The following is a 16209-nucleotide window of genomic DNA, read 5'->3' on the forward strand; positions in this document are numbered from 1 at the left end:
GCGCATGCGACCGTTTTCGTATCAGAGGGCAACAGACCCTGACATGGCCGTGCAGGCGCTCAGCGCCGCCGCGGCCGCGAACAATCCGCTGACACAGGCCCCTGCGCAGCCGCTCGCCGGCGGCACCACGCTGATCGATCTGATGAAGCTGGATGTGATGCGGCCGGCCGCGATCGTCGATATCAATCCGCTCGCGCGCGACTGGTCGGCGATCGAGCCGAAGGATGACGGCCTGCGGCTCGGCGCGCTCGCGAAGATGTCCGACGTCGCCGCGCATGACGGCATCCAGCGCAACTATCCGGTGATTGCCAATTCGCTGAAGCTCGCGGCGAGCGCCCAGCTGCGCAATATGGCGACGCTCGGCGGCAACGTGATGCAGCGAACGCGTTGCAGCTATTTCCGCGATGTTTCCTATGAGAACTGCAACAAGCGCCATCCCGGCTCCGGTTGCGCCGCGATGGACGGCGTCAACCGCATGCATGCCGTGCTCGGCGTCTCCGACCAGTGCATCGCGACCTATCCAGGCGATTTCGCCCAGGCGCTGATCGCTCTCGATGCCATGGTCGAGATCACGGGCAAGGCCGGCACGCGCAACATGCCGTTTGCCCAGCTTCACAAGACGCCGGGCAGTACGCCCGACATCGAAACCACGCTTCAGCCCGGTGAGCTGATCTCGGCCTTCGCGGTGCCAGGACGCTGGCCGCGCTCGGTGTATCTCAAGGCGCGCGACCGGCAATCCTACGAGTTCGCGCTGTCCTCGGCTGCGGTCGCGCTCGACGTGCAGGACGGCACGATCAGGGACGCGCGCGTCGCGCTCGGCGGTGTCGCCACTGTGCCCTGGCGGGCGCGCGAAGCGGAGGCGCTGCTCAAGGGGCAAAAGTTCGACGAAGCCCTTGCGCAGCGCGTCGCCGATGCCGCTTTCGCAGATGCCAGGGGGCGGCGGCACAACAGCTTCAAGATCGCGCTCGGCAAGCGCGTGGTGGCACGCGCGCTCCAGCAGGCCGTAACGATGGAGATCTGATCATGACCGCTGCTGCTCCCGAGCCGAAGACGAACATGGGCCAGCCCGTGCCGCGCTATGACGCGGCCGTAAAGGTGACTGGACGCGCGACCTATGCGTCCGACATGCCGCTCGCCGACCCCGCCTATGCGTTCCTCGTCACCAGCGCCATCGCCAAGGGACGGGTCGATCGTTTCGATCTCGATGAGGCCGGACGTGTGCGCGGCGTGATCGACATCGTCACCCACGAGAACGCACCGAAGCTGAAGGACTCGAAGCTCTTCAGCAATGGCGGCTATGCGGGCACGACGATCCAGCCGTTGAAATCGGCCGACATTGCCCATGACGGCCAGATCATTGCGGTGGTCGTTGCCGAGAGCTACGAGGCGGCCCGCGAGGCCGCCAACCGCGTCAAGGTCAGCTACACGGCCACCACGCCAAGCGCGACCTTCGACTCGCCCGGAACGACCACGGCGGCAGCGAAGGGGCAGAATGCCCAGTTCAAGGAAGACCCGAAGGTCGGCGATTTCGCCAAGGCGTTCGACGAGGCCGAGGTCAAGCTGACGGCGTCCTACGACACACCGACGCAGCATCACAATCCGATGGAGCTGTTCTCGACGAGCTGCGTCTGGATGGGTGACAACCTCGTCATCTACGAGCCGAGTCAGTTCGTCTACGGCCTGAAGAACGGCGTCGCCGAACAGCTCGGCATCGACGCAGACAAGGTCCGCGTGGTCAACCCCTATGTCGGCGGCGGCTTCGGCTCGCGCGGATCGATGACGCCGCGCACCGCCATCATCGCCGCTATCGCAAAGCGCCTGAATCGGCCGATCAAGCTGGTCCCGACCCGCGATCAGGGCTTTACCATCACCACCTATCGCGCCGAGACCCGCCACGAGATCAAGCTTGGTGCGCGTCGCGACGGCAAGCTGGTCGCGCTCAGGCACGAGGGCGCCGAGGTCTCTTCGCGCCCCGATCCCTATTGCGTCGGCGGCACCAAGACGACGACGCGGCTCTATGCCTGTCCGAATGTCGACAGCCTCGTCTCGATCGTGCGCGCCGATCGCAACACGCCTGGCTTCATGCGCTCGCCACCGGAGGTGCCGTATCTGTTCGCGCTGGAGAGCGCGATGGACGAGCTGGCGGTGAAGCTGAACATGGATCCGATCGAGCTCCGCCGCATCAACGACACCACCATTGAGCCGATCAGCGGCAAGCCCTATACGTCGCGCTCGCTGATGGCCTGCTTCGACGAGGCCGCCAAGGCGTTCGGCTGGGCGCAGCGCTCGCCTCAGCCGAAATCGATGTCGGATGGCGACTGGCTGATCGGTTATGGCTGTGCCACCACCTGCTATCCGACGCACATGGGGCCGTCCGCCGCGCGCGTGCGCCTCCAGCGTGACGGCCGCACCCGTGTGGAGATCGCCGGCCACGAGATCGGGACCGGCGCCTACACCGTCATCGCCCAGACAGCCGCTGAGCGGCTCGGCGTGCCGCTTGAGAAGGTCGCCGTCTTCATCGGCGACAGCGATCTGCCACCGGCGCCGGTTGCCGGAGGCTCGAATTCGACGGCCAGCACCTGCTCCGTGGTGATGATGGTGTGCGACCAGATCCGGCAGCGCCTGTTCAAGGCGGTGATGCCGAGCCAAAGCCTGACGGACAAGGCCAAGGAGACCGTGGGTATCGGCCAGACACCGGCCACGCAGGCGGCGAAGGGCGACCGCGCGCTCGACCTGGAGAAAGCCTTCGACGCGCTTGGTGTCGGCGTCGTCGAGGAATATGGCGAGTGGAAGCCGGAAGACGCGCCGCTGGATTCCTTCCGCGCCATGCACAGCGGGCAGGTGCGGCTGGTCGGTGGCCACGCCATGAAAGACCAGATCGCCTATGCCTTCGGTGCGGAGTTCGTCGAGGTCCGCGTCAACCGCTTCACGCACGAAATCCGTGCGTCCCGTCTGGTCGGCGCGTTCGCGGCAGGCCGCATCATGAACCCGCGCACCGCGCGGAGCCAGCTGATGGGCGGGCTGATCTGGGGCATGTCGTCGGCGCTGCTCGAGGCCACCGAGATCGACGAACGCAATGCGCGCTACGTCAACGACAACTTCGCGGACTACCTCGTGCCCGTGAATGCGGACGTGCCCAGCGTCGAGGTCATCATGCTCTCCGAGCAGGACGATCACATCAATCCGGCAGGTGCGAAGGGCCTCGGCGAGCTTGCCAATGTCGGCACCAATGCGGCGGTCTGCAATGCGATCTATCACGCCACGGGCCAGCGCATCCGCAAGCTGCCAGTCCGGCTGGAAAATATCGAGGTGTGAGGGGTGGAAACCTCACCCGCGTTGCGCTAGACACCTCCCGCTTCAAACGGAAGGTGCCTAATGCAGCGTTTCCAGCGCGCACTCCTCGCCCTGATGTCGGCAGTCGCGATCACCGTGATCGCCGGCGTGTCGCATTTCGTTTCCACCACGGCCTCGGCCCAGACTGCAGGAAAGACCATGACCACAGCTTCAGGCTTGCAGATCATCGACAGCGTCGCCGGCACTGGCGCTTCGCCAAAGCCGGGCCAGATCTGCGTGATGCACTACACCGGCTGGCTCTACGAGAACGGCCAGAAGGGCAAGAAATTCGACTCGTCCGTCGATCGCAACGAGCCGTTCGAATTCCCGATCGGCAAGGGCCGCGTCATCGCCGGCTGGGACGAGGGCGTTGCCTCGATGAAGGTCGGCGGCAAGCGCACGCTGATCATCCCGCCGCAGCTCGGCTACGGCGCCCGCGGTGCCGGCGGCGTGATCCCGCCGAACGCGACGCTGATGTTCGACGTGGAACTGCTCGCGGTAAAATAGTTTGCGCCGTCATCCCGGGTTCGTGCTGCGCATCGCCCCGGGATGACTGAGCCATACGGGTTTGCTCGCGAAAGCAAGGTCTCGTGACTATGAGGGTTTCGATTTTGCTGTGGCTCGTGGGCGCGGCTTTGGGTTAGTTTGCCGCCCAAGGAACCAACAGAAAGCAAGTCCCATGACCGGCCATGACCACACGCATTCGCACCATGCACACGATCACGAAGATCGCTGGAAACATGACGGCGTGCGCGTCATTCCCGGCGACCAGCTCGATACGAACGTGCCGTCGACGGCAGGCATGGACCGTGCGGCCGCGATCAATTTCGCGCGCGTCGGCGCGCAGAAATTGTGGGCGGGTACGGTCAGCATCAAGCCCGACGCCAAGACCGGCGCGCATCACCACGGCCATCTCGAAAGCGTCATCTATGTGGTGAAGGGTAAGGCGCGGATGCGCTGGGGCGAGCGTCTGCAATTCACCGCGGAGGCCGGGCCCGGCGATTTCATTTTCGTCCCGCCCTACGTGCCGCATCAGGAGATCAACGCCAGCCCCGACGAGGTGCTGGAATGCGTGCTGGTGCGCAGCGACGGCGAGGCGGTCGCGATCAATCTCGATATCGAGCCGGTCGAGAAGCCCGAGACGGTGCTGTGGATCGACCCCGTTCACCGCGATCCCAACGAGAAGAAGTAAGGCCGTCCGAGGAGCGAGGTTCGGTGCGACAGAATCTCGCTGGGGGAAGGTCAAAAGATATTCGGAAGCCGTGTCGGATGGCCGCCGGCTGGTCCGTCCTTGGGCAGAACCCCCGCCAAGGAGCTTCCGATGCCCAAGATGATCTTCGTCAATCTGCCGGTGACCGACCTCAAGCGCGCCACTGCCTTCTACGAGGCGATTGGCGCGGTCAAGAACCCGCAATTCAGCGATGAGACAGCGAGCTGCATGGTCTTTTCCGAGACCATTTTCGCCATGCTGCTGACCCACGACAAGTTCCGTCAGTTCACGCCGAAGCCGATCGCGGATGCCAGGACCTCGAACCAGGTGCTGTTCTGCCTGTCCGCGGACAGTCGCAGCGATGTCGACGATATCGTCGGCAAGGCCGCGGCTGCGGGCGGGGTGGCCGATCCCAGTCCGAAGGACGAATACAGCTTCATGTACGGCCGCAGCTTCGAGGATCCGGATGGCCACATGTGGGGTGTGAACTGGATGGATCTCGCGGCGGCCCCTCTGCAGCCCGAGATGGCGAACGCCTGATCGCGGCCCAGAGCAGGAGTATTCAAATGTCCAAGGTCACGCCCTGCCTATGGTTCAACGGCGATGCTGAAGAAGCCGCCAACTTCTACGTCTCGCTGCTGCCCGACTCCAAGATCGTGCACGTCCAGCGCAACGTCTCCGATGGCCCCTCCGGCAAGCAGGGTTCGGTGCTCGTCGTCGAGTTCGCGCTCGGCGGGCAGCGCCTGGTCGCGCTGAATGGCGGAATGAAGATGGAGTACACCCACGCGCTGTCGCTGATGATCAATTGCGACGACCAGGCCCAGGTCGACAGCGTCTGGAACGCTTTCCTCGCCCATGGCGGAAAGGAAGAGCAGTGCGGCTGGCTCAGGGATCGCTGGGGCGTGGCCTGGCAGGTGGTGCCGAAAGTGATGTTCGAATTCCTGTCGAGCCCGGACAAGGCCGCGGCCGCGCGCGCGATGCAAGCGATGATGAAGATGGTCAAGCTGGATGTCGATGCGTTGCGTCGCGCGTTCGAGGGCAAGTCGGCGGCGTGAGCCGCGGCATGGTCACGCCACACACTCACTGTCATCGCCCGGCTTTGACCGGGCGATCCAGTACTCCGAGACGGTCGTGGTTCAATGATGGGCCGCGGCGTACTGGATGCCCCGCCTTCGCGGGGCATGACAGCTGAATGTGCGGCAAGCCATCACCCTAATAACTAATCCTAAGCCCCACGCCGCCATGGATGGTGTTGCCGACCGGCTGCGGGCCCAGCGTGCCGTTGGCGAAGAGATCCACGATCCAGCCTTTTTGCACGCGGAAGCCGAGGCGGCCGCCATATTCGAACCAGCCCTGGTTGCCCGTGGTCGGGACCACCACGCCGTTGCCGGTCACGGTCGCCACGATGCCGCTGTGCCCAGCAAACGACTGCACCCAGCCGCCGTTGATGTTGGCCTCGATGTTGCTGCCGTAGAGATGCGTCCACTGGCCGCCGATCTTGACCAGGCTGGTGCGGTCGGTACCGGTCGCGATCGTGGCATCGAACGGATTGAAGGCCACTGCGCTGTCGGTGTAGCCCGACACGCGCTGCCAGAGCTGCCAGACCTCGATGGAGGCCGCGACCTCGTCGCGCGGCGACAGGCGGCTGATCCAGCCGGCGCGGCCGTAGACCGCGTAGTTCGACGCGTTGGTCGAGCTGGTCACGCTCACAGGGCCGAGGCTGGTATTGTAGCTGCGCGTGTAGCGTGCCTTCTCCCACGGCGTCAGGATCGTGCCGACGTCGAAGAACGGGCGCGACGAGCCCCAGTCGGTGAAGTCATAACGCAGCGCGAAGGCGCCGATCGGTGCGCTCGTGATCTTGTAGCCGCCCTCGTTGTAGTGCGTGTAGGCGATGCCGGCGAGCAGCGACAGATTGCTGGTCAGCTCCTTGCGGCCGTGGATGCCGGCGGAGAACGAGCCGGCCGAGCCGAACGCGCTGATGCAGTCGCTGCAATTGATCTGCTCGTTGACGCCGAGCAGCACCGTGCCGAGCACGCGGTTGGTGATCATCTGGTTGAAGCGCTGATTGGCGAGGCCGCTGATCGAATTGCCGCTGGAATCCGCGCCGGTCGGCGTCGGGCTTGGCGATGGATCCGGGCTCGGCGCGGACGCAGGATCCGGGGTCGGCGAGGGTGACGGAGAATAGGTCGGCGTTGGGGACGGCGAATAGGTCGGGTCAGGCGTCGGCTCATCGCATCCGGATCCGCACGTCGCATGGGCTGCAGCCGGTCGAATATCCAGCGCAAAGGCAAGCGCAGCCAAGCCGGCCAGCGCGCCAGCGAGAACCCAGCGCTTGAAGCGGAGTTTCACCATTGTCACCGCCCGCACAGCATGCCGTCGTCTTGGACGGCAGGCGTGATGGTCGGCGAGGCGGCGGCATATTGGTTGACGGCGCAAAGCCCAGCGCTTGCTGCGCAGTTGGCGGCGAACGTCCAGGGCGGCGTGTTGGTCTTGGTGATGCCGACCTTGCCACCGGTCGAGGTGATGATCGCGGTGTCGCCGGGCTGGGTGAGCTGCACGCACTGAGAGCTCTTCGTGCAGACGTTGGCTGCGCCCTCCTGAAGCACGACGACGGAGCGGCCGCGCTGCGAGAGGATATCGAGCGTGGTGCCGCGCACGCCGATGGTCGCGAGCGGGGTCGTGATCTTGTAGGCGGCCTTGTCGGAGTGCCCGGTGACGAAGCGGAATGCGCCGGTGGTCATGCGGATCGCGACGTCGCGATAGCTGTGCTCGTCGTTGAAGACGGTGCGGTCGAGCTTCAGCGTGGCGCTCGGGCCCAGCGACAGGTTGGTGCTGTCGGCCATGACGAAGCGCGCCGCGCTGTCGGCGCCGGTGCGCACGGTCTCGTCGCGCAGCATGCTGTCGCCGACATTGATCGGCGTGGCGGTCGCGGCCACGCGCACCACTTCGTTCTGGATCACGACGGCTTCGCCGACGCGCGTCTGCGCCTGCGCGCAAGGGCCTGCGCACAATGCGGCCGACAACAGAGAGGGGAAAAGCCAGAAACGCAAATTCATTCTGCAACCGATCGATATGTCCCTGATCGTACCGGATCGCGCGCACTTGCGATGTGGCGGAATTATCACAAGCGGCGCGGGACGTGCGTGATGCTTAGTGACAGTTGCGGCAGAATGCGTTCAATGAAGATCGCGATCTCCTTTTTTGTCCGCGGTGACGCCAATTTGCCACGCAAAACATCTCCACAGCCGACGCTCGAATTGTCCGCGGTTCCAAAGGTGTCGCGGAGCGCAGTGATTGCCGTCGCGATTTTCCTGGTTGCTCATCTCGCACTCCTGATCGGTCTCGCGACGCCGGAGAAGTTCGTCTTCGACGAGGTGCATTATGTGCCGGCGGCGCGGCAGATGCTGACGCCCGTGATGTCGGAGCCGATGCTCAATCCGATGCACCCGCCGCTGGGCAAGGAGCTGATCGCGGCATCGATCGCAGCCTTTGGCGACAACGCGTTTGGCTGGCGCTATCCGGCGACCTTGTTCGGCGCACTCGCGGTCGTCGCGATCTATCTGTGCGGCCTCGCGCTGTTCTCCGCGCAAGGGCCCGCGATCGCAGCCGCGCTCATCGCTGGCAGCAACCAGATGCTCTTCGTGCAGGCGCGTATCGCCATGCTCGACATCTTTGCGCTCGGCTTCGGCCTGCTCGCGACCGCCGCCTTCATGCATGGCTTTCGAAAAGAGCGGCCGCATGCCCTGTTCGCGCTCACGGGCAGCCTGTTCGGCTGTGCTGCGGCCTGTAAATGGAGCGGCCTGTTTCCACTGGGCGTCTGCATCGTCATCGTTGCGGTTATCCGCCTGATGCAGGGCTGGCGCACGCTGTTTGCCGACGCCAGGCCGAGCGACTGGTACCGGCCCGATCTCTGGGACGGTTTTCGGGCGCAGCATGCCGCGCTCTGCTTCGCCGTCCTGCCGGCCTTGACGTATCTTGCCGCTTTCGTTCCGCTCTACGGATTGTCGTTGCCGGATTTGATCGAGGCGCAGCGGCGGATCTTCACCGACAACACCACGACGGCGATCGCCGGCCACACCTATATGAGCGCGTGGCCATCCTGGCCGTTGCTCGCCCGCCCGGTCTGGTTCCTGTTCGACAAGACGGCGGAGGACCACGTTGCCGCGATCGTCTTCCTCGGCAATCCGCTGGTGTTGTGGCCGGCGCTGCTGGCGCTCGCCGTGGTGCTGCGCGATTTCATCATGGCGCGGCGCTGGGATGCATTCCTGATTGCGGCGTTCTATTTCGGTCCCTGGCTCGCCTGGGCGTTGCTGCCGCGCACGCTGGGTTTCATCTATTACTATTTGCCGGCCGCGACCGCGGCGTCGCTTGCGCTGGTCTATGTGCTGCGCCGGGAGGGGCTGCCGCGCTGGCTGCTGTGGGCCTATGTCGGCGTCGCCGCGGCCGGCTTTGCGGTTCTGTTGCCGATCTCCGCGGCCTTCGTCGGCACCTCCATGCGAACCTTCGGCCGGCTGATGCTGTTCCAGAGCTGGATATGACATCGCCGCCTGCCGGATTAGAGCAGGCGGCGCGTTTCGTCAGGCGTAACTTGGAGATCACTTCGACGCGGTCTTGGTGTCCATGTTCACGACCTGGACGCGGCGGTTGATCGGGTCGGCGCCGTTGGCGGCGTCCTTCAGCTTGGTCTCGCCGTAACCGACGGTGACGAGATCAGCGCCGTTCAGGCCGTAGTTCTGCACCAGGTACTTCTTGATGGTGTCGGCGCGCCGTTCGGAGAGGCCCTGGTTGTACTGTTCGCCGCCGATCGCGTCGGTGTGGCCGGCGACCACGAAGGTCGAGCCCTTGAGCGCCGGATCGGACAGCGCCTTGCCGAGCGCTTGCACCGATGCCACCGACGTCTTGGCGATCTCAGCCGAGTTGTAGTCGAACTGAATCTCCAGATCGATCTTCGGCTTGGTCGCCGCGAGCTCTGCGATCTGCTCGCGTTCGCCCGTCGATAACGACCGGGTCGAGCGGTTGCGCACGGTGTTGAGGAAGGTCAATTCCTTGGCCTGCGCGGCGGTATCGACCTGCGGCCCCACGGAGAGGCCACGGGTTACCGGCTTCGGCTTCAGTGCATCCAGGATCTGGCCCGCGGAGACGTTGTTGTCGCCGGCCAGTGCAAGGCTCGCTGTCATCGACAGGGCCGCGGAGAGAGTAATCGCCTTCAGTCCAAAAAATTTATCAAAACGGGTCATTGTCGTGTCCTCGCTGTTACGCCTGATGGCGATTTGATGTTGCGAGCTTAGGGAAGGTTCAAAGGCCCGGATGTGATCCTTGTCACATTCGAAGCCACGAGCCGGAGGTCATTGTGTTCGTTCGTGGGTTGCGCCGAACCAAGCTCCCCGACCGTTCCCGGAAATCCGCGTTCACCGATCGTCGCAAAGGCGTCGCCCCACGGCCCGCCTACGAACAAGAATTCGTCCAGATGCGCGCCTAGCAGGCTTTGATCATTCAACAATTCGTCCGCGAGTGAGCCGAGTTCCATCCAGTGCCGAGGCCGAGCGATTACCAGCGTGACTACCAGTTCTATCGCAGCGGCCCGCCGGATCGGACAGTATCCCTGAGCTCAATGCCCATCTATATCGGCGCGGCGATGATCGCGGTGGCGATCCTGCTGTCGACGTTGATCACGGGGCTGACCTCCCGCTATGTCGGCCTGGAAGGGCCGGCCGAGGATAACATGTGGCTGGTCGATCGTCTTACCGGCAGCGTTTATCGCTGCCAGTCGGAGGGGCGCGGCAAGGCCTCGTGCGAGCCGGACGTCGCCACGGGTAGCATCGGGGAGCGGTCCACGACCCCGAAGGGAGGCCGCTGAGCCTTCCTGCCTTCGCACCGCAGCAAGAAAATTGTCTTCTCCACGAAACGTCTCTGCTGGAAAATACGTAGTTGCGAAGGCCGGCATGACGCCGGTTTCGTTTTACTTGAGGAGACGTTTCGATGAAGACCTTGCTCACGGCCGCAGCCTTTATCGCGTTCACGCTTTCGCTGTCGCCCGCTTCCGCGATGATGGCCTGCACCAAGGACAACATGATGAAGTCCGCCGCCGCGATGGGTGGCACGCCCGACACCCCGGCCAAGATGGCGGCGAACAAGGAAATGGCCATGGCCAACACCGACATGAGCAATGGCAAGATGAAGAGCGCCTGCATGCACTACATGAAATCGCAGAAGGCGATGATGGCCAAGTAGGCCTCGGCGCGTCATCCGGCCGCGCTGTCAGCAGATGGCAGCGCGGTTTCTCATTGGCCGCTTCTGAATCGTCTTCCTCTCGTCTTGTTCGCGCGAATCCCGCTACATTGCCTGCTGCAATGTCCCGCCCGCCCAAACCGCTTCCGATCACCACGACACAGGCCCGGCAGATCTGGCTACATGCCCAGCGGCTGGACGGGCGCGCGCCGTTCGGCGATGGCGCGCAGGCCGTCGCGGACGCGGTCGCTCATCTCGGCTATGTGCAGATCGACACCATCAACGTGATCGAGCGCTGCCACCACCACATCCTGTTCAGCCGGATCCCATCCTACCGCCGCGCCGACCTTCGCCATGCCCAGAGCGTCGAGCGAAGTGTGTTCGAATACTGGACGCATGCGCTGTCCTATGTGCCGGCGAGCGACTTCCGCTTCTTCCTGCCGGCGATGCGCGAGCACCGGCGCGAGGGCCATAAATGGTTCGCTTCGGTGCAGCCGGCAGACACACGCAAGGTGATGCGGCTGCTGCGCGCCGGTCCGCTGACGATCCGCGACATCGAGGACGACGTGCTCGTCGAGAAGGAGCATTTGTGGCAGAGCCGCAAGCCGTCGAAGCGGGCCTTGCAGCTCGCCTTCTATACCGGCACCGTGACCATCAGCGAGCGTCAGGGCATGCTCAAGACCTATGAACTGATGACGCGGCATTTCGGCTGGGACAAGCTGCCGAAGCCCGCGTCAGCGAAGGAGATCACGGCCTATCTGCTCGAGCGCGCGCTGCGCTCGCAGGGCGTGGTGAGCCTGGAGTCGATCTGCCATCTCGATGCGCCGCGCAAGAAGGCGGTGGCGGGCCTGATCGCCTCGCGCGTCCGCCGCGGCGAGCTCGTGCCCGTCGCGATCGACGGCGCGGGCAAGCAGGAGCATTGGGCGGCGCCGGGCGCGCTGGAGCTGGGTGAGCGGGCATCGCCGGATCTCGTCCATATCCTGTCGCCGTTCGATCCGCTGATCATCCAGCGCAAACGCACCAATCTCATCTTCGGCTACAACCATCTCTTCGAAGCCTATGTGCCGAAGGCCAAGCGCAAGCTCGGCTATTTCGCGCTGCCGGTCCTGGTCGGCGACGAGATCGTTGCCGCGCTCGACCTCAAGACGAACCGGCAGGCCAAGAAGCTCTTGATGCAGAAATGGACCTGGGTCGGCGAGGGCAAGAAGACCGCAGGCCGTAAGGAGCTCAAGCGCAAGATCGAGGACGAGCTCGATCGCTTCGAGAGGTTTCAATTAGCGGAGTGAGGCAGCTCGCCACGGTGTCGGTCTCGTAGCGTGGGCAAAGCGAAGCGTGCCCACCATCGTCATAGGTGATGCGGATGGTGGGCACGGCGCTATGGCGCCTTTGCCCATCCTTGTAGACCACGCACTGCGACAATTCGATCGAGCCAAACGCCAAGCAAAATCCCCACCGCATAGGCCACTAAATTCCACAGCGAAAAAATCCGCCCCAGCAGCAGCGCGCCGGCCGTCGTCAGCCGGAATGCATCGAGCCAGGGCGTATGCACCAGCCGTGAGAACTCGACCACGATGGCGATCATCACCGCGATCGCCGCGATCTGCGTCCGAGTAAGCCGCGGCAGCAAAACGCCGACCAGCAGAAACACCATCGTCGCCCACAACAGCGAGCCGCCGTACTTCACGACGAAGGCGGGCAGCCCGAGCGGAAAGCCGTACCAGCGCAAGGAGAGTCCGCTGACGATCACCCCGAGCGTGAGGGCGGCGCGGATCAGCGATGTCCGTAGCAGCGCAACAGGTTTATCCGGCTGCGCTCCATGCATTGCTCGCTCCATTGACTCTTTGCCCGCGATGCTGAAAACCGCCAACCAGCCCACAAAAGCAACAACCCGGGGGGAAGCCATGAGCCAGACCACCACCTATGCCGGTTCCGCCGGCGGTGCCAGGAACGCCAGCAAGAGCACCATCGAGACCTCGACCATCCGCGCCATCTCCTGGCGCCTGATTCCGTTCCTGGTGCTGGCCTACTTCTTCTCCTATCTCGACCGCGTCAATCTCGGCTTCGCCGCGCTGACCATGAATGCGGAGCTGAAGTTCACGCCGCTGATCTTCTCCTGGGGCGCCGGCATCTTCTTCATCGGCTACTTCATCTTCGAGGTGCCGAGCAACCTCGCGCTGGAGAAATTCGGCGCCAGCCGCTGGATCGCCCGCATCATGGTGACCTGGGGCATCATCTCGGCGCTGATGGCGCTGGTCAGTGGTGTCACGAGCTTCTATGTCCTGCGCTTCCTGCTCGGCGTCGCCGAGGCCGGCTTCTTCCCGGGCATCATCCTGTATCTGACCTATTGGTACCCGGCCGAATACCGCGCGCGATTCCTGGCAGCGTTCGCCATCGCCGTGCCGGTCTCGACCGTGATCGGCGCGCCGGTCTCGGGCCTCTTGCTCGGGCTCGACGGCATCATGGGGCTGAAGGGCTGGCAGTGGTTGTTCATCATCGAGGGCATCCCTTCGGTGCTGCTCGGCCTCGTCACCTGGTTCTATCTCACCGACAGACCGGAGAAGGCGAATTGGCTCTCGGCCGAGCAGAAGGCCTGGCTCAAGGCCAAGCTCGATTCCGAGATCGCCGCCAAGCAGGCGGTGAAGCATCCCTCGCTCGGCCAGGCGCTGTCGTCGCCGAAGGTGATCGCGCTCAGCCTGATCTATTTCGGCTTCGTCGGCGCGCTCTATGGCATGCAGTTCTGGCTGCCGCAGATCGTCAAGGCGTTCGGCCTCACCAACGCGCAGACCGGCTTCGTCACCGCGATCCCCTATCTGTTCGGCACCATCGCCATGATCCTGTGGGCGCGGCATTCGGATGCAAGCCGCGAGCGCGTGATGCATGTCGGTGCGCCGCTGCTGCTCACCGCGGTCGCGCTCGGCATCTCCTCCTATCTCACCGATCCCACCCTCACGATGGTGGTGCTGACGGTGGCCGCGATCGGCGTGTTCTGCCGCTTCGGCGTGTTCTGGACCCTGCCGACCGCCTGGCCGTCCGGCACGGCGGCGGCCGGCGCCATCGCCCTGATCAACTCGATCGGCAATCTCGCCGGCTTCGGTGGGCCCTATCTGATCGGTTGGGTCAAGGAAGCCACCGGCCAGACCTCGACCGGCCTGCTCGTGCTCGCCGTCCTGCCGCTGATCGCCGGCATCCTGGTCTTCATCGGCGGCCACGACAGCAAGCACGAGTTTGCGGAACAGGGCGGTAAGGGGGCCGCTAACCTCGCGATTCCGGGGTAGTCCTTCGGGCTATCTCGGAACGACGGCTCGGTACGGCTCGCTAATCCGCTTCGGCGGTTCTTTGCGAGCCTGCCAGCCCCAGAAATACCAGCATAGCGCGGTTGAGGCGCAAGACGTCTTCATCGTCGAGCCGCCCGACAAGCGTTCCCATCTTGGCTTTCGCCACCGTGGTGATCTTGTCGACCATCAGCCGTGATGGTGCTCGGAGGCCGTTGCGTTCGTTCGGCTCAATCTGCAATCGGAAGAGAGGTGCCTCAGTTTCGGCAGTCGTTAATGGGCAAACCGTGATCGATTCCGTTGCGTCAAAATTGTCGTCCTGCACGGATTACAGCCGGACGCGGCTTTCCCGCGTAGTCCTTTCCGCCGGCTACAGTCCAGATTTCGCCGCGCTCCATTCGCTGATGAACAGCCATCCTAGGCTTGCTCCACTGCTGCGAATCCGTCCGCTCTCGGACGGGTTTCAAGGGACGCCAGCCTGCGCTGAAGCGGGGTGAGAAAGTGTTCCAGTCTGAGACCCGTAGACCGCATGCGGTTGGGTCTATTCACAGATTATTCTGTCTCGTCAGGCCAATCGGAGATCGCATCAACGAAGGCCTGATCCTCGGATGCATGCGGGCTCGCCGCGACGGCCAGCGACTGACGATGTGCTTCTGACTTGAATGAGGGCGAGCGGACATCGGGTACCCATATCTGGATCGGCCGAAGTCCTTGCGCGCGGAGGCGCTCTCGATGCTCGCGTACCTTCACCCGTGACAACTTTGGCCTGGAAGAAGAGGGCATAGGGTCTCTCATTTCGGTTACATGTAACCCTACCACAAAAGAAGGCGTCGAGCCAATCGAAGGTCGACCTTACCACACCTTAACGATCACGCTTTCCTGATGACTGACGATTATTGACTTTTATCAGTGATTAGTCGACATTCCTCTCATTCGAGATGCAGGAGTGTCCTTCGATGTTCGTCCGGTCGGTTTTGTCCAGCTATTCCAGGCTCTTGGCGGGTGTCTCGCTGGCGCTGATGGCCGCTGCACTGGCCGGGTGCAATGATACCGTCGCCGAGAAGGCCGAGCCGCCGCGGCCGGTTCTGGTTGCGGCCGCCCATTATGATGCCGAGACGCCGGAGCGCAGCTTCGTTGGCACCATCCGGCCGCGGATCGAGAGCGACCTCGGCTTCCGAGTTCGCCGGCAAGGTCGCAAAGCGCCTGGTCGAGGTCGGCCAGACCGTCGAGATCGGTCAGCCGCTGGCAACTCTCGACGAGGTCGATTTGAAGCTGCAGGCCGAGCAGGCGCTGGCCGAGCAGACCGCCGCGACCGGCGTGCTGGCGCAGGCCGCCGCCGCCGAGCAGCGCGCCAAGGACCTGAAGGCCAAGGGCTGGACCACGGACGCGCAGATGGATTCGAGCCGCGCCGCCGCGGATGAAGCCCGCGCCCGCCTGAACCGCGCCGAACGCGCGCTCGAATTGAGCAAGAATTCCCTTTCCTACGCGACGCTCGTTGCCGACGCCCGTGGCGTCGTCACCGCAACGCTGATCGAGCCCGGCCAGGTGGTCGCCGCGGGCCAGGCTTCGATCCGTGTTCGCCCGCTTTGCCGAGAAGGAAGCGGTCGTCGCGATCCCTGAGACGCTGGTTGGACGCGCCAAGTCGGGCGTCGCCAGCGTCACTCTTTGGTCCGAACCGGACAAGAAGTACACGGCCAAGCTGCGCGAGATCGCGCCGGCGGCCGATCCGGCCACCCGCACCTATCTGGCAAAATTCTCGCTGCCCGAGGCCGACGACAAGGTCGCGCTCGGCATGACCGCGACGCTGACGCTGTCGGACGCGGCCACCGAGCGCGTCGCGCGGCTGCCGCTGTCGGCGCTGTTCAATGAAGGCGGCAAGCCCTCGTTCTACGTCGTCGACGACAACGGCGCGATCACGCTGAAGCCGGTCGTGGTGAAGTCCTACGAGAGCAACGACGTCGTCATTACCGGCGGCGTGGAGGAGGGCGCCAAGATCGTCGCCCTCGGCGTGCAGAAGCTCGATCCGAGCCAGAGGGTGCGGATCGTGTCGTCGCTGTCTTTCTAAGCGTTTACGAGTTCCGTCGTTGCAAGGCGAGTTTCGGCCCGAGCGCAAATGCGAAGGCTGAAGCGGCGAAGCGATCCAGAACCTGCCCAGCCCCCTGGATT

16 protein-coding genes and 2 pseudogenes are annotated in these 16209 nt (G+C 64.2%); 12 read left to right on the forward strand and 6 right to left on the reverse strand.

Annotated features, from left to right (window positions below):
* The first annotated feature begins 4 nt into the window (after window positions 1–4).
* The 6 genes from ACSKB8_RS42635 (at window position 5) to ACSKB8_RS42660 (ending at window position 5598) form a co-directional block, all read left to right on the forward strand.
* Window positions 5–1021, forward strand: coding sequence for an FAD binding domain-containing protein (locus ACSKB8_RS42635; RefSeq protein ID WP_438111401.1), 1017 nt, complete (start codon window positions 5–7; stop codon window positions 1019–1021).
* A gap of 2 nt (window positions 1022–1023) precedes the next feature.
* Window positions 1024–3315, forward strand: coding sequence for a xanthine dehydrogenase family protein molybdopterin-binding subunit (locus ACSKB8_RS42640; RefSeq protein ID WP_438111403.1), 2292 nt, complete (start codon window positions 1024–1026; stop codon window positions 3313–3315).
* A gap of 60 nt (window positions 3316–3375) precedes the next feature.
* Window positions 3376–3840, forward strand: coding sequence for an FKBP-type peptidyl-prolyl cis-trans isomerase (locus ACSKB8_RS42645; RefSeq protein WP_438111405.1), 465 nt, complete (start codon window positions 3376–3378; stop codon window positions 3838–3840).
* A 172-nt stretch (window positions 3841–4012) separates the two neighbouring features.
* On the forward strand, window positions 4013–4525 hold the full coding sequence (locus ACSKB8_RS42650) for a cupin domain-containing protein (protein WP_438111406.1): 513 nt from the start codon (window positions 4013–4015) through the stop codon (window positions 4523–4525).
* Window positions 4526–4654: 129 nt separating this feature from the next.
* The gene (locus tag ACSKB8_RS42655) at window positions 4655–5083 is read left to right on the forward strand and encodes a VOC family protein (protein ID WP_438111408.1); all 429 of its coding nucleotides are present in this window, start codon (window positions 4655–4657) and stop codon (window positions 5081–5083) included.
* Between the two features lie 26 nt (window positions 5084–5109).
* Window positions 5110–5598, forward strand: a complete 489-nt coding sequence (locus tag ACSKB8_RS42660; protein ID WP_438111410.1) for a VOC family protein — start codon at window positions 5110–5112, stop codon at window positions 5596–5598.
* 157 nt (window positions 5599–5755) lie between these two features.
* Here ACSKB8_RS42660 and ACSKB8_RS42665 read toward each other — a convergent pair whose 3' ends face one another.
* Window positions 5756–6895 (reverse strand): hypothetical protein, encoded by a 1140-nt coding sequence (locus ACSKB8_RS42665; protein ID WP_438111412.1) that lies wholly within the window; start codon window positions 6893–6895, stop codon window positions 5756–5758.
* A 2-nt stretch (window positions 6896–6897) separates the two neighbouring features.
* Window positions 6898–7599 carry a FecR family protein gene (locus tag ACSKB8_RS42670; protein WP_438111414.1) on the reverse strand — a complete coding sequence of 234 codons (702 nt, stop codon included), beginning with the start codon at window positions 7597–7599 and terminating at the stop codon, window positions 6898–6900.
* Between the two features lie 51 nt (window positions 7600–7650).
* Between ACSKB8_RS42670 and ACSKB8_RS42675 the strand changes: the two genes are divergently transcribed.
* Window positions 7651–9081, forward strand: a complete 1431-nt coding sequence (locus ACSKB8_RS42675; protein ID WP_438111415.1) for a phospholipid carrier-dependent glycosyltransferase — start codon at window positions 7651–7653, stop codon at window positions 9079–9081.
* A gap of 57 nt (window positions 9082–9138) precedes the next feature.
* Here ACSKB8_RS42675 and ACSKB8_RS42680 read toward each other — a convergent pair whose 3' ends face one another.
* The gene (locus tag ACSKB8_RS42680; protein ID WP_438111417.1) at window positions 9139–9780 is read right to left on the reverse strand and encodes an OmpA family protein; all 642 of its coding nucleotides are present in this window, start codon (window positions 9778–9780) and stop codon (window positions 9139–9141) included.
* Window positions 9781–10154: 374 nt separating this feature from the next.
* Here ACSKB8_RS42680 and ACSKB8_RS42685 point away from each other — a divergent pair, with 374 nt between their 5' ends.
* The 3 genes from ACSKB8_RS42685 to ACSKB8_RS42695 all read left to right on the forward strand — a co-directional run bounded on the left by ACSKB8_RS42685 (window position 10155) and on the right by ACSKB8_RS42695 (window position 12057).
* The gene (locus tag ACSKB8_RS42685; RefSeq protein ID WP_438111419.1) at window positions 10155–10400 is read left to right on the forward strand and encodes a hypothetical protein; all 246 of its coding nucleotides are present in this window, start codon (window positions 10155–10157) and stop codon (window positions 10398–10400) included.
* A gap of 122 nt (window positions 10401–10522) precedes the next feature.
* Entirely contained in the window at window positions 10523–10774 is a 252-nt protein-coding gene (locus ACSKB8_RS42690; protein ID WP_438111421.1) for a hypothetical protein, read from the forward strand.
* Window positions 10775–10893: 119 nt separating this feature from the next.
* The gene (locus ACSKB8_RS42695; RefSeq protein ID WP_438111422.1) at window positions 10894–12057 is read left to right on the forward strand and encodes a winged helix-turn-helix domain-containing protein; all 1164 of its coding nucleotides are present in this window, start codon (window positions 10894–10896) and stop codon (window positions 12055–12057) included.
* Between the two features lie 89 nt (window positions 12058–12146).
* Here the strand turns inward: ACSKB8_RS42695 and ACSKB8_RS42700 are convergent, their stop codons facing one another.
* The gene (locus ACSKB8_RS42700; RefSeq protein WP_438111790.1) at window positions 12147–12593 is read right to left on the reverse strand and encodes a DUF2809 domain-containing protein; all 447 of its coding nucleotides are present in this window, start codon (window positions 12591–12593) and stop codon (window positions 12147–12149) included.
* Between the two features lie 79 nt (window positions 12594–12672).
* Between ACSKB8_RS42700 and ACSKB8_RS42705 the strand changes: the two genes are divergently transcribed.
* Entirely contained in the window at window positions 12673–14046 is a 1374-nt protein-coding gene (locus ACSKB8_RS42705) for an MFS transporter (protein WP_438111424.1), read from the forward strand.
* 40 nt (window positions 14047–14086) lie between these two features.
* Here ACSKB8_RS42705 and ACSKB8_RS42710 read toward each other — a convergent pair.
* Window positions 14087–14441: pseudogene (locus ACSKB8_RS42710) on the reverse strand (type II toxin-antitoxin system PemK/MazF family toxin).
* Between the two features lie 154 nt (window positions 14442–14595).
* Window positions 14596–14838 (reverse strand): antitoxin MazE family protein, encoded by a 243-nt coding sequence (locus ACSKB8_RS42715; protein ID WP_438111425.1) that lies wholly within the window; start codon window positions 14836–14838, stop codon window positions 14596–14598.
* Window positions 14839–14999: 161 nt separating this feature from the next.
* Here ACSKB8_RS42715 and ACSKB8_RS42720 point away from each other — a divergent pair.
* Window positions 15000–16108: pseudogene (locus ACSKB8_RS42720) on the forward strand (efflux RND transporter periplasmic adaptor subunit).
* The last annotated feature ends 101 nt before the right edge of the window (window positions 16109–16209 follow it).

Origin of the sequence: Bradyrhizobium sp. BR 1432, assembly GCF_051547705.1 — a bacterium.
In the GTDB taxonomy this organism is placed as follows: Bacteria; Pseudomonadota; Alphaproteobacteria; order Rhizobiales; family Xanthobacteraceae; genus Bradyrhizobium; species Bradyrhizobium zhanjiangense.